This window comes from Nonomuraea antri (assembly GCF_013283785.1).
Classification (GTDB): Bacteria; Actinomycetota; Actinomycetes; order Streptosporangiales; family Streptosporangiaceae; genus Nonomuraea; species Nonomuraea antri.
This window is the reverse complement of record NZ_JABCPZ010000274.1, coordinates 1-13,828: the sequence shown is the minus strand read 5'-3', so window position 1 is coordinate 13,828 and position 13,828 is coordinate 1. Positions and strand designations below refer to the sequence as shown.

At 70.4% G+C, this 13,828-nt stretch carries 8 protein-coding genes; 4 read left to right on the top strand and 4 right to left on the bottom strand.

Going from position 1 to position 13,828, the window contains the following annotated elements; genetic code table 11:
- Positions 1–280 precede the first annotated feature (280 nt).
- Positions 281–2,017 (top strand): glycerol-3-phosphate dehydrogenase/oxidase, encoded by a 1,737-nt coding sequence (locus tag HII36_RS47925; protein ID WP_173530057.1) that lies wholly within the window; start codon positions 281–283, stop codon positions 2,015–2,017.
- Positions 2,014–2,508 carry a DinB family protein gene (locus HII36_RS47920; RefSeq protein WP_173530056.1) on the top strand — a complete coding sequence of 165 codons (495 nt, stop codon included), beginning with the start codon at positions 2,014–2,016 and terminating at the stop codon, positions 2,506–2,508. Before HII36_RS47925 ends, HII36_RS47920 begins: the two co-directional genes overlap by 4 nt.
- Positions 2,509–2,562: 54 nt before the next feature.
- Here HII36_RS47920 and HII36_RS47915 read toward each other — a convergent pair whose 3' ends face one another.
- The 4 genes from HII36_RS47915 to HII36_RS47900 form a co-directional block, all read right to left on the bottom strand.
- Complete coding sequence (locus HII36_RS47915) at positions 2,563–4,305, bottom strand: S8 family serine peptidase (protein WP_328808223.1); 1,743 nt, start codon at positions 4,303–4,305, stop codon at positions 2,563–2,565.
- Between the two features lie 361 nt (positions 4,306–4,666).
- The gene (locus HII36_RS47910; RefSeq protein ID WP_268959796.1) at positions 4,667–5,911 is read right to left on the bottom strand and encodes a helix-turn-helix transcriptional regulator; all 1,245 of its coding nucleotides are present in this window, start codon (positions 5,909–5,911) and stop codon (positions 4,667–4,669) included.
- Between the two features lie 119 nt (positions 5,912–6,030).
- Complete coding sequence (locus HII36_RS47905) at positions 6,031–8,184, bottom strand: beta-propeller domain-containing protein (RefSeq protein WP_173530053.1); 2,154 nt, start codon at positions 8,182–8,184, stop codon at positions 6,031–6,033.
- A 32-nt stretch (positions 8,185–8,216) separates the two neighbouring features.
- Positions 8,217–10,544 carry a WD40 repeat domain-containing serine/threonine protein kinase gene (locus HII36_RS47900; protein WP_173530052.1) on the bottom strand — a complete coding sequence of 776 codons (2,328 nt, stop codon included), beginning with the start codon at positions 10,542–10,544 and terminating at the stop codon, positions 8,217–8,219.
- A gap of 73 nt (positions 10,545–10,617) precedes the next feature.
- Between HII36_RS47900 and HII36_RS47895 the strand changes: the two genes are divergently transcribed.
- On the top strand, positions 10,618–12,123 hold the full coding sequence (locus HII36_RS47895; protein WP_173530051.1) for a succinic semialdehyde dehydrogenase: 1,506 nt from the start codon (positions 10,618–10,620) through the stop codon (positions 12,121–12,123).
- The gene (locus HII36_RS47890; protein WP_173530050.1) at positions 12,120–13,787 is read left to right on the top strand and encodes an FAD-dependent oxidoreductase; all 1,668 of its coding nucleotides are present in this window, start codon (positions 12,120–12,122) and stop codon (positions 13,785–13,787) included. The genes HII36_RS47895 and HII36_RS47890 overlap by 4 nt, the downstream gene beginning before the upstream one ends.
- Positions 13,788–13,828: the final 41 nt, after the last annotated feature.

Genomic DNA, 13,828 nt, shown 5'->3' with positions numbered 1-13,828 from the left:
GGTTTCCCGTGGGCCTGATCCAGCTGGTCATGGTCGGGCTTGCCCCTTCTAGACAAGGCGGCTGAGCGGAGCGAAGGCCTTCAGGGGTCGGGCCCTTGGCCCGACTGGGAAAACGCCTGAACTCCCGTGGCGCGAAGCGCCCCCCAAGTGAAGCCCTTTGTGCGTCGCCCGCCCGTGGAGCCCTTTGTGTGTGGCCCGCCCGGGAAACCCAGGTGCGGTGACGCCCCGGCACCCCCTGGGTACGTATGCAAGGCAGACGATTGGCCATCCAGGGGGGATCATGACGGCGGGCAGGGGCGAGGCACGGCTCGGGCCGGTCGAGCGGGCGCTGGCTCTGGAGCGCATGGGCGAGCGGGAGCTGGACGTCGTGGTCGTCGGCGGCGGGGTGGTGGGCGCCGGGGTGGCGCTGGACGCCGTGACCCGGGGCCTGGACGTGGCCCTGCTCGAAGCCCGCGACTTCGCCTCGGGCACGTCCTCGCGCTCGTCCAAGCTCATCCACGGCGGCCTGCGTTACCTGGAGCAGCTCAACTTCGACCTGGTCAGGGAGGCCCTGCAGGAACGGGCGTTGCTGCTGCAGCGGATCGCGCCGCATCTGGTCCGGCCGGTGCCGTTCCTGTTCCCGATGACCCACTTCGGGTGGGAGCGGCCCTATGTGGGCGCCGGGGTTGCGCTCTACGACACGCTGGGGTTCGCCTCGGGGCTGACTCGCGGGGTGCCTGGGCATCGGCATCTGTCCAGGTCGCGGGCGTTGCGGCTGGCGCCGGCGCTGAAGAGGAGCGCGTTCACGGGAGCCGTCCAGTACTGGGACGCGCAGGTCGACGACGCCCGATATGTGATGACCATGCTGAGGACGGCCGCCACCTATGGCGCCCACGTCGCGCCGCGTGCGCAGGTGGTGGGGTTCCTGCGGGAGGGTGAGCGGGTCACCGGGGTGCGGGTGCGTGACCTGGAGACCGGCGGCGAGCTCGACGTGCGGGCCCGCCAGGTGGTCAACGCCACCGGTGTGTGGACCGACGACATCCAGGAGCTGGTCGGCGGACGCGGGCAGATTCACGTGCGCGCGTCCAAGGGCATCCATCTGCTCGTGCCGCGCGACAGGATCCACTCGCTGACCGGGATCATCCTGCGCACGGAGAAGTCGGTGCTGTTCGTGATCCCCTGGGGCCGGCACTGGATCATCGGCACCACCGACACCGTGTGGACGCTGGACAAGGCGCATCCGGCCGCGTCCCGGGTGGACATCGACTACCTGCTCGACCACGTCAACGCCGTGCTGTCCACGCCGCTGACCCGCGACGACGTGGAAGGCGTGTACGCGGGGCTGCGGCCGCTGCTGTCGGGGGAGTCGGAGGAGACGTCCAAGCTGTCGCGCGAGCACGTCGTGGCGCACCCGGTGCCGGGGCTGGTGATGATCGCCGGCGGCAAGTACACGACATACCGGGTCATGGCCAAGGACGCGGTGGACGCCGTCGTGCACGGGCTCGACCAGCGGGTGCCGCACTCGTGCACCGACCGGATCCCGCTGGTCGGCGCGGAGGGCTTCCAGGCGCTGTGGAACTCCAGGTACCGCATCGCGCACACCTCCGGCCTGCACGTGGCCAGGATCGAGCACCTGCTGCGGCGGTACGGGTCGCTCATCGACGAGGTGCTCGAACTGATCGAGGGTGACGTCTCGCTGGCCAGGCCGCTGGCCGGCGCGGACGACTACCTGCGGGCCGAGGTCGTGTACGCGGCCACGCACGAGGGCGCCAGGCACCTGAACGACGTGCTCACCCGGCGCACCCACATCTCGATCGAGACGTTCCACCGGGGGCTCGCGGTCGCCCAGGAGGCGGCCGAACTGCTGGCCGGGCCGCTCGACTGGGACGGCGAACAGGTCAAAAGGGAAGTGGAATACTTCACCAAGCGCGTGGAGGCCGAGCGCCGCTCCCAGGAGCAGGACACCGACCAGGAAGCGGACGCCATCAGGCTGGGCGCGCCGGAAATCGTCCCCGTCGCCATGCCGGAGCGTACATGACTGAGCCGTCGAAGCACTTCGTCGATCCCCGCGAACTGCTCGTCGAATACCTCGACTACTACCGAGAGGTGATCCTGCGCAAGCTCGACGGGTTCCCCGAGCCCGAGTCGAGCCGGGTGCCGTCCGGGTGGACGCCCCTGGAGCTGCTGAAACACCTGGCGTACATGGAACGGCGCTGGTTCAGCTGGGACTTCGCTGGCGAGCCGGTGGACGACCCGTGGGGCGACCACGACGCCGACCGCGACCGCTGGGCGGCCCCCGAGTCGTACGCCGAGATCAAGGCCTTCTACCTGGCCCAGTGCGAGCGGTCCAGGCAGATCGTGGCGGACGCGCAGCTCACGGACCTGGCCACCGACATCGGCCGGTTCCCGCCGCCCGCGCAGCGGCCGGCGCTCAGCTGGATCATGTTCCACGTGCTGCAGGAGTACGCCAGGCACGCCGGTCATCTGGACATCGCCCGCGAACTCGCCGACGGGGCGACGGGCGAATAGGCCGAAAGGGTGGCCCGCGCCGCAGCGGGCCACCCGATCAGGGGATCACCGGGGTCAGGGCACGGTCACCGTCTTGGTGACCGTCCCGGTGGCGCCCTGGTTGTCGGTCACCGTGAGCCGCACGCTCTTCGCGCCGGCGCTGCTGTAGAAGTGCCGGACCGTCGCGCCTGTCCCGGTGCCGCCGTCGCCGAAGTTCCACGCGTACGAGGCGATCGTCCCGTCCGGGTCGCTGGAGGCCGAGCCGTTGAAGTCGCAGTACCGCCAGATCCAGATCACCCGGCAGGTCTGCGTGAAGCTCGCCGTGGGCGACTGGTTCGTGGGGGTGCCGACGCCGATCTGCCGGCTGGTCGTCCCGGTGGCGCCCGCGTTGTCCGTGACGGTCAGCTTGACCGTGTACGTCCCGGCCGCCGCGTAGGTGTGGCTGGGCGTGGCGCCGGTGCCGCTGCTGCCGTCACCGAAGTCCCAGGCGTACGAGGCGATCGTGCCGTCGGGGTCGGCCGAGGCGGAGCCGTTGAACGAGCAGGCGAGCTGGTTGCACGAGTTGGTGAACGACGCGGTCGGCGGCCGGTTGCCGCCGCTGCCCGGCGGGTACTGGGTGGCGTCGTGCACGTCGAGCAGGGGTTCCTTGATGCCGTCGCTGGAGTCGTCCGTCCAGTTGGAGTTGCCGGTGGAGACCAGCGTGCTGCGCACGGCCAGCGAGCCGGCGCGGGTGGTCGGCTTGTTGGCGCCCGAGGTGAGGATGCCGGCCGCGCCGGCCACGTGCGGGCTGGCCATCGAGGTGCCGCTGATCGTGTTGTAGCCGCCGTTCATCCAGGTCGAGTAGATGCAGGTGCCCGGTGCGGCGATCTCCACCGCGGCGCCGTAGTTGGAGTAGAAGGCCAGCGTGTCGTCCTGGTCGGTCTCGCTGCGGCACGACAGCGTGCTGCCGCCCTGCCCGCCGGGCAGGCCGTCGTTGTCCGTCATGGCCGAGACGGTGACCACGTCGGCGTGGTTGGCCGGGAAGAACGTCGAGGTGTTGGCGCTGCTGTTGCCCGCGGCCACGACGACCACGATGCCGGCATTCACCGCGTTCGTGATCGCGGTGCTGATGGCGCTGCTGGAGCAGCCGTTGCAGCCCAGGCTCAGGTTGATGACCTCGATCGTGGACGCCCGCGCGACCGCCCAGTCGATGCCCGCCGCGATGGCGCCGAGCGTGCCGGAGCCGGCCGCGTTCAGCACCTTGACGCCGTGGATGCGGGCGCCGGGGGCGACGCCGACCGCGCCGACCTGGTTGTCGATCGCACCGGCGGTGCCCGCGACGTGCGTGCCGTGCCCGTTGTCGTCGGTGCCGGAGTTGTTCACGCAGGAGCCGGTCGTGCAGTTGGCCCTGGCGACCACGTTCAGGTCGGGGTGGGTGTAGTCCACGCCGGTGTCGACGACGGCGATGTCCACGTCGATGCGGACGTCATCGACGCCGTCGATGTCCAGGTTCGGGTTGTCGGGGCCGAAGATGCGCTTCACACCGGTCGGCGTGGTCTGCGGGAACGCGGTGACCTCGGCGTCCGGCTCGACGGTCAGGACGTTCGGGTTCTGCTTGAGCGCCTGCGCGCCGGCCTCGCTCATCCTGGCCGTGTAGCCCTTGAAGGCGTGCTGGTAGACGCCGATCAGCTCGCCGCCGACCTGGCGTACCTGCTCCTCCGCCGTGGGCTGCGGTGCGGCCCGCAGCTTGGGGCTGAGCTGGACGATGTACGTGCCGACCTCCTGCGAGCCCGTGACGGCCGCGGAGACGGGGAGTGGCGTGGTGAGCAACACCAGCACACCGACGAGTAATGCGAACAGTGGGGTTCGAGATCGCATGACTGCGTGAGCCCTTCCTGGGGTGATGGACGGGACCCTTGAAAACATGAGCCAGAATCAGGCTGGCGGCCATACGTAAGGCACACGTATTGCGACTACGTAGTAGTGGAGAGTCAGGGGCCGTCTCGGGCCGCGCGGGCGCCCGTGAGAGGGGCGGTCGTCTCGGTCGGCCGTTTCATTGGATATATCCGGCTATAAGGGAAGACGCCCACTGAGTCACCGCTGCTGACGGTCGCGGAAGCCTGTCGGATTCGCGGCAAGAGGCATGAGGTAAGCGCAATTACCGCATTTTCCGGCATTTAATCGCCGTCTCGGAACGCGTTCAGCGGCTGAGCTGGCGGCGCGAGGTGAGGCCCAGTTTGTGCAGCGCGTTCGCCACGTGCACCTCCACCGTCCTGGGTGAGAGGAACAGGTTCTCGGCGATCTCCTTGTTGGTGAGGCCGTCGGCGGCCAGCCTGACCACCTGCTCCTCGCGCGGCGACAGCGTGCCTTGCGGCTCCGCGGGCGCGTCGAGCCGCCGGTTGAGCCGGCGCCGGACCGTCGGCGTGATCGACTCGCACACGGCCTGCCTGGTCAGCGGCTGGCGCAGCCCGTAGCGTCCGGGCGTCCACTCGCGCAGCAGGCCGCGCCGCACCGCCTCGGCCAGCCCGCGCTCGCCCTGCTCGGCAGGCACGCCCGCGACGCCCGCCAGCGTCTTGCCGCAGACCGGGTCGCTCATCACGGCCGCCGCCTGCACGATCCGCCGCGCCGCCAGCGGCAACGACTCCAGCTTCAGTAGGACGGCGTCACGCAGCGCGGGCGGCGTGCCCGGCTCCCTGCCCTCGGCCAGCATGCGGGCCAGCTCCTCGATCGCGAACGGCACGCCGCCGGTCAGCGGCCACAGGTCGGCCGAGCCCGGCAGCGAGCCCGGCAGCAGGTGCTTGACCAGCAGCGCGGTCTCCTCGGGGTCGAGAGGGGCCAGCGACAGCTCGGCGTGGTCGATGTGCGGGGGCAGGTGCGCCAGCACCTCGGCCACCGGATGCCGCAGGTCCTCGGCCCGGTAGGTCAGCACCAGGCCGACCGTGTCCGGCAGGCAGCGGGCCAGGAAGGACAGCAGTTCCCTGGTGTCGGGGTCGACCCAGTGCACGTCCTCGACCACCAGCGTGACCGGGCACAGCGCCTCCAGCAGCGACAACACGCCACGGAACAGGCGGTGCCGCTCCACGTGCGCGTCGGACAGCGGGGGCGGGGCCGGCGGCAGCAGGTGCGCGTACTCGGGCAGCAGCGGCCGCAGCGCCCCGGTCACCGGGTTCAGCTCGCGCGGCGGGCACGCGTCGCGCAACGCCTCCACGATCGGCCCGTACGGGAACCGCATCGGATGGCAGCGCCCGGTCAGCACGGCCCGCCCCACCGGCATCGGGTGACAGGCCGGCAGCGGGTGGCTGGTCGATAGCGGGTGGCTGGTCAGCTCGTGGAGCAGCCGGGTCTTGCCGACCCCCGCCTCACCCTCGATCAGGACGACGACGGGCGGCCTGCTGAGCGCGTCCGCCAACTGACACAGTTCACGAGCTCGTCCCACGAAAGGCATGAGGCACCCGCCCGGCCCGACACCATATTGTCAGTGGATTTTTCATTATTTGTGGGGATGTGTCCATAGAAAGGACGCCGATCTGTGACAGAAATCGGCGTCCTTTTCCGTGCGGCGTTTCAGCGCAGCGGGATCCAGGCCCGCTCGGCGAGCGTGGCGGCGTCGTTGACCTGGACGCCCTCGTACGAGAAGGTCCAGATCTCAGTGCCGATGATCATCGAGCGCTGAATGCCCGGCTGGTACGTGTGACCCTGCTGCTTGACCGCCGGATGCGTGATCATGCCGAGCTTCGACACGCCACTGTCGTCGATCTTCAGCGCGATGGCGCCGCTCTCCTGACCGTTCTGGTCGTAGGTGTAGAGCGGGATCACCGCCAGGCCGGTCTTGGGCCAGTACAGGAACGCGTGCGGGTCCCACTCGGCCTCCGAGCCCGACTGCTTCTGGAACAGCTGGGACAGCCTGCGCGGGTTGGCCGGGTCGCTCACGTCGAACAGCGAGACCTGCGTGCCCAGGGTGCGGCCCTTCTCGCTGGCCTCCTGGCCGACGCCGATCAGCCGTCCGTCGCCGGCCGGGTGCAGGTACGCCGAGTATCCGGTGATCTTCAGCTCGCCCGTCACCTTCGGCGCCGCCGGGTCGCGCAGGTCCAGCGTGTAGAGCGGGTCGACCTGCTTGAACGTCACGACGTAACCCATCGGGCCGATGAAGCGCACCGAGTAGATCCGCTCGCCCCGGCCCAGTCCGCCGACCTCGCCGACCTTGGCCATGGTGTCGGTCTTGAGCACGTACACGCTGCTGGCGCTCTTGCTGCCGTCGGGGGAGGCGAGCGTGGTGGCGATGCGCAGGTGTCCCTCGTGCTCCGACAGCGAGTACTGGTTGAGCAGCCGGCCGGGCACCTTGCCCGAGGCCACGTACGAGGGCGGGCCCGCCGCGCTGACGTCGAACCGGTGGACCTCGGTCTCCTCAGGCGGCGGCTGCTCGGCCGACCGCTCGGCACTCGGCGAGGTCGGCGGCTCGGCGGTCGGCGAGGCCGGCGTCGGGGTGAACGAGCTGTCGGTCGGGGTGTCGGTCGGGTTGGGCGTCTTCGTGATGAGCGACGGCTGGCTCGGGTCGGGCACGGCGCTCGCCGACACGGCGGGATCGCTGGGCGTCGGCTCGACGGCCGGGGCCGCGCCTGAGCCGGTCGGAGCCGGGGCCGTGGCGGTCGCCGTGGCCGTCGGGGTGTCCGCGGGCGCCTCGGCGACGTCGATCGCGGCGGGGAACCACCAGCGCGGGTTGCTGGCCACGTAGAGGCTCGTGCCGCTGCCGTAGACGGTGTCGCCGTCGGCGGCCAGGCTGATCGGGTCGGTGCCCGCGGCCGTGATGCCCTGCGCCAGGTCGATGGTGTGCAGCGTCAGCAGCGAGGTGCCGGTGTAGTCGGCCGGGTGCGACACCCGCTCGCACTTGACGGCGTCCTTCTTCACGGCCCCGGACGCGTCGGTGATCTCGATCTTGGGCAGCCAGGCGTCCAGCGGCGCGTCGCGCACCACCGCGCGGTTGGCCGCGATCCTGTCCTTGTCGCTCTGGTCGCCCTGGCTGGGCTGCGGGAACTCGATGCTCGGCTGGCTGCGGGTGATGAGCCGGACCGTCGAGCCGACCATCCTGGCGTCCACGAACGAGCCCTGCGGCTTGATCGAGCCGAGCACCTTGGGCTGCCCGGCCAGGTCCACCAGCACGTACTTGGTCTCGCCGACCGGGGCGAAACGGGCCTTGAACATGATGTCGCCGCCGCGGAACAGCACCAGCGCCCGATCGCCCGACACCAGCAGGTCGGCGGGCGTGAAGGCGCGCTCGTCGCCCTCGGTCAGCTTCAGCGAGGCGGTGACCTTCCTGGTCGCCGTGTCGATGATCTTCAAGGTGCCGTCGGTGACCGTCATGACCCGGTTGCCGTCGGTCTTGACCAGGTCGGGCTCGTCCACGCCGGCCTCGTGCACGTTCGTGGTGGAGTGGTCAGGCGTGTCGGCGGTGCTCTTGGCCATGGCGGAGGTGTCCGCCCGCGCCTCGCTCTCCATGTACATGATCGGCGGGCCGCCGAAGCCCCACGGGCCGACGTTCTGGGCCGCGTGTTCCCGCAGCCCGGCGAGCATGTCGTCGCAGCTGCTGTAGGAGACCAGGCGTACGGCGTCCAGCGTGACCCGGGGGACCGGAGCCGGGGCCGCCCCCTGGGCAGAAGTGCAGGCGGCGGTGGCCGTCGCGACGAGCGCGGCGGCCATGGCCGTACGGAACGACGTCTTCATGACCTCCATGACGGTTGCGGACGCCGGATGGTTCAGGAGCCCGCGCCGGGTTTGATGGTGAACACCGGGCTGAAGTCGATGTTGTCGGGGACTTCGAGCAGCTTGCGGAGCAGTTTGCCGTTGAGGTCGACGACCTGGATCTCGTCCTTGTCGCCGATGTCCTGCTCCCAGCAGAACAGGTGGCTCTCGTTGTACCAGCCGAGCACCTTGTCGCATTCCGAGGTGAACTTGCGCAGCCGCTCGCCGGACTTGGAGTCCCACACGCAGGTGTCGATCTCGTCCTCGCCCGGGCAGTCGCTGAGGAACTGCTTGCCCGAGGGTGAGAAGATGTCCTGCGTGCCGGCCGGCAGCGGGCCGACGTTCTGCGCGGTGTGCGTGGCCTTGCCCGACGCGTCGAAGAAGCGCACGCCCTTGTTCTTGCCGACGACGTTGACCACGCCCTGCATGTCGCCGTCCCAGCCGAAGGCGGTGCTCTGGACCTGGGAGTCCTTGATCGTGATGACCCTGGCCTTCTCCGCGGCCACGTCCACGACGGCCACGCCCGGGTAGATCCAGTCGTTGCCGACCTTCTTCTCGATGTTCAGCAGGATCTTCGAGCCGTCCCTCGACCAGGCGCGGATGGTGCTGATCAGCGGCTTCTTCACCGTCTTGATCGTGCTCCTGGCGCCGGTGTTGCGGTCGGCGATGACGATGAAGTCGTAGCCGTCGGAGCTGTAGCTGCGGCCCCGGCTGGCCAGGTAGCGGCCGTCGGGGGAGACCATCGACTCCCAGTTGCCGGCGTACTTGGTGAACGTGCCGCGCAGCGAGCCTCTGGCGTAGTCGATCCAGTCGTCCTTCTTCTTGTCGTAGATCTCGTAGGACGTCAGCGTGATCGGGTCGGCCGGGTTCTCGAACAGCGAGATGGCGCCGCCGGGGAGCGTCCGCTTGGTGCCCGTCCTGGGCACGGGCGGCGTGCTCGGGGGCGTGGTGCTCGGCGGCGTGGTGCTCGGGGGCGCGCTGGTGGTCTGGTTCGGCTCCCGCGTGACGAGGGAGTCGGTCTGCGCCACCGGGGGCGGATCGTCGACCGAGGGCTTGTCGAGCTGGATGACCACGATGATGCCGGCCAGCACCAGTAACGCGCACGCGACCGTGACGCCGACGATCAGCGGCGTCCTGCTCTTGCGGGCGGGCGGGGTGGCGCCGTAGCCGCTGGGGTGCGTGGGCTGCGCGTACAGGGGCGGCGGCAGGTGCTGCTGCTGCTGCGGCTGGTGCTGTGGTTGCTGGTGCTGCTGCTGAGGCTGCGGTTGCGCCCACGGCTGGCCGGTGTGCGGGCCCGGGTGGCCCGTGTGCGGGCCTGAATGCCCGGTGTGCGGGCCGGAGTGGGCCGGATGCCCCGTATGCGGCCCTGCGTGTCCTTGCGGCCCTGTGTGCCCGGCCGGCGGCCCTGGGTGCCCTGTGAGCGAGGGGCCGCCGTGCGCGGCGGGCGGGCCGGGATGAGTCTGAGGGGGCGGACCCTGCGGCGGCGCGGCCCCGGCGGCCGCCGCGGCCTGGGCCAGCATGCCGGAGTTGGGCACCGGGTTCTGCAGCAGCCGCATGATCACCTGCTCGGCCGTGGGCCGCAGCGCCGGATCCTTGGTCAGGCACGCGGCCACCACGTCACGCAGCTGCCCGTCGAGCGCGCCCAGGTCGGGCTGCTGGTTCAGGACCCGGTTGATCACCGCGGGCATGGTGTCGCTGCCGAACGGCGCGCGCCCCGACGCGGCGAAGACCATCGTGGCCGCCCAGGCGAACATGTCGGCGGCCGAGCCGACCGTGTGTCCCATGATCTGCTCGGGCGGCATGTAGGCCGGCGTGCCCACCACCATGCCGCTGATCGTCGAGGTCGCGTTGAGAGCCCGCGCGATGCCGAAGTCGATCACCCGGGGGCCGTCGGCGCCGAGGATGACGTTCGCCGGCTTGAAGTCGCGGTGTACGATTCCGGCTTGATGGATGGCGGCCAGCGCCGTGGCGGTCCCGATGGCGAGCCGGTGCAGCGTGGAGCCGCTGCGCGGGCCCTCCTCCTGCACCACCCGTTGCAGAGACGATCCTTCGATGAACTCGCTGATGATGTACGGCCGGTCCTGCTCGAGCCCGGTGCCCAGAACGGCCGCCGTACAGAATGGCGCCACCTGCTGGGCCACCTGGACCTCGCGCAGGAACCGTTCGATGCTGACCTGGTCACCTGATTGCTCGGGCCGCAGCCACTTGACGGCCACGTGCGTGCCCGAGTGGTCCTTGGCGAGATATACGACGCCCTGGCCGCCCTCGCCGAGCCTGCCGAGGAGACCCAGGCCCCCAAGGCTCTGAGGGTCTCCGGGTGTGAGCGGAGCGAAGGATGGCATGAGGGGATTCTGTCCCTATGCCGCGAATCCGCAAAAACTACCCGCCGGTAGCCATCCGGAATATCCTTCTGTCATGCACGTGACGTCCAGCGGCAAGACCAAGGTCATCATCGCTCCCTTCACCGGCGAACCCCTCGCCGAGCTGCCGATTTCCGTCGCCGACGACGTACGGCACGCCTACGAGAAGGCCAGGGCCGCCCAGGCGGACTGGGCCGCGCGCCCGATCGCGGAACGCGCGCGGCCGTTCCTGCGCCTCCACGACGCGATTCTGGACAGAAGAGACGAGATTCTGGACATCGTCCAGAACGAGACGGGCAAGGCACGCAAGCACGCCTTCGAGGAAGTGCTGGACGTGGCCGGCTGCAGCCTCTACTTCGCCCGCCGCGCGTCCGGACTGCTCGCCCCCAAGTCACGCAAGGGCATCTTCCCGGTGGCCACCCGCGTGACCGAGCTGCGCCAGCCCAAGGGCGTGGTCGCGCTGATCTCGCCGTGGAACTACCCGCTCTCGCTCGGCGTCACCGACGCGGTGCCCGCGCTGCTGGCCGGCAACGCGCTCGTGCACAAGCCGGACACGCAGACCGCGATGTCCACGCTGTGGACCATCGACCTGCTCGCCGAACTGGGCATGCCGCGCGAGATCTGGCAGGTCGTGCTCGGCGAGCCCAACGAGATCGGCGACGCGCTGCTCGACGGCGCCGACTACGTGGCCTTCACCGGCTCCACCCGGGGCGGCAGGAAGATCGCCGAGGAGGCGGCCAAGCGGCTCATCGGCTGCTCGCTGGAGCTGGGCGGCAAGAACCCGATGATCGTCCTCGACGACGCCGACCTGGACCTGGCCGTGCAGGGCGCGATCAGGGCCTGCTTCACCAACGCCGGCCAGCTCTGCCTGTCGATCGAGCGGCTGTACGTGCACGCGTCGGTGTTCGATGCGTTCGCCGCCAAGTTCGTCAAGCAGGTCAAGAACCTCAAGCTCGGCGCTGGACACGACTGGTCGGTGCAGATGGGCTCGCTCACCTCGCGCCGCCAGCTCGACGCGGTCGGCGCGCACGTGGACGAGGCCGTCGCCAAGGGCGCCACCCTGCTGGCCGGCGGCAGGGCCAGGCCGGACCTGGGCCCGCTGTTCTACGAGCCGACCGTGCTCACCGGCGTCACCGACGAGATGGAGCTGTGCCGCAGCGAGACGTTCGGGCCGGTCGTGGCGCTGTACCCGTTCTCCTCGGAGGAGGAGGTCGTGGGCCTGGCCAACGACACCATCTACGGGCTCAACGCCTCCGTCTGGACCGCGAACCTGGCCCGCGGGCGGGCGCTGGCCGCGCGGGTCAAGGCCGGCACGGTCAACATCAACGAGGGGTACGCCTCCGCCTACGCCTCCTACGACGCGCCGATGGGCGGCATGAAGGCCTCCGGCCTGGGCCGCAGGCACGGGGCGGAAGGGCTGCTGCGTTACACCGAGGTGCAGACCGTGGCCTCGCAGGCCGCCTGGATGGGGTTCGAGGCGCCGTTCGGCCTGCAGAACGACAAGTGGGCCGAGGTGCTGGCCACCACCTTGAAGACGATGCGGAGGCTCAGGCTCAAGTGAGCTTCGACGTACTGGTCATCGGATCGGGGTTCGGCGGCAGCGTCTCGGCGCTCAGGCTGGCCGAGAAGGGCTACCGGGTCGGCGTGCTTGAGGCCGGGCGGCGCTTCGACGAGTCCACGCTGCCCGCCACGTCCTGGCGGCTGCGCGAGTACCTGTGGGCGCCCTGGCTGGGCATGAAGGGCATCCAGCGCATCCACGTGGTGCGCGGCGAACGCGGCGCCGGCGTGATGGTGCTGGCCGGGGCAGGGGTGGGCGGGGGCTCGCTGGTGTACGCCAACACCCTGTACGAGCCGCTCGAACCGTTCTTCGCCGATCCGCAGTGGGCGCGCATCACGGACTGGAAGTCCGAGCTGGCGCCCCACTACGACCAGGCCAAACGCATGCTCGGCGCGGTGCGGAACCCCACCGTGACCCGCGCCGACGAGATCATGCGCAAGGTCGCGGAGAAGATGGGCGTGGGCGACACGTTCCACCTCGCGCCGGTCGGCGTCTACTTCGGCGAGGACGGCGTCGACCCGTACTTCGGCGGGGCCGGGCCGAAGCGCCGCGGCTGCACGCAGTGCGGCGAATGCATGACCGGGTGCCGGCACGGCGCCAAGAACATGCTGATCAAGAACTACCTCTACCTGGCCGAGAAGTCGGGCGCGCGGGTCTACCCCGAGTGCACGGTGACGTCCGTGCGCCCGCTGCCGTCCGGCGGGTACGAGGTGCTGGCGCACAGGACCGGGTCGCTGCGACAGCGCAGGTCCTTCACCGCCCGGCAGGTGATCTTCGCGGCCGGCACGTACGGCACGCAGCGGCTGCTGCACAAGCTGCGCGACGACGGCGTCCTGCCCCGGATCTCGGCCAGGCTCGGCACCCTGACCAGGACGAACTCCGAAGCGCTGCTCGGCTTCGAACGCACTTCCGCGGCCGGGGAGAAGCTCAACGACGGCGTGGCGATCACCTCCTCGATCCACCCCGACGCCGACACGCACATCGAACCCGTCCGCTACGGCACCGGCTCCAACGCCATGGGCCTGCTGCGCACCCTGCTCGTGGACGGCGGCCAGTCCCGCTGGCGCGCCTTCGCCCGCGAGGCCGCCGCGCACCCGCTGCGCGCGCTGCGCCTGCTCAACCTGCGCAACTGGTCGGAACGCACGATCATCGCGCTGGTCATGCAGGCCAAGGACAACTCGATCACGGTACGGCGAGGACGCTTCGGGCTGCGCTCCACGCTCGGGCACGGCGAGCCCAACCCCACCTGGATCCCGGCAGGTCACGAGGCGGTGCGTCACGCGGCCGAGGAGATCGGCGGGCTGGCCGGCGGGACCTGGCTGGACCTGTTCGACATCCCCACCACCGCCCACTTCCTGGGCGGCTGCGCGATCGGCGACTCACCGGAGACCGGGGTGATCGACGCCTACCACCGGGTGTACGGGTACGACGGGCTGCACGTGGTGGACGGGTCGGCGGTTTCCGCGAACCTCGGGGTGAACCCGTCGCTGACCATCACGGCGCAGGCCGAGCGCGCCATGTCGCTGTGGCCGAACGCGGGCGACCCTGACGTGCGGCCGCCGATCGGGTCGCCGTACGTCCGGCTCCCCGGCATCGCCCCCCGCCACCCGGCCGTCTCCCCGGACGCGTTCGGCGCACTCCGCCTGGTGGGCCTGGGGCAGGAGTAAGGGGTGCTCGCTCGTGGCGAACGGGCGCTCGGTACCGGGCC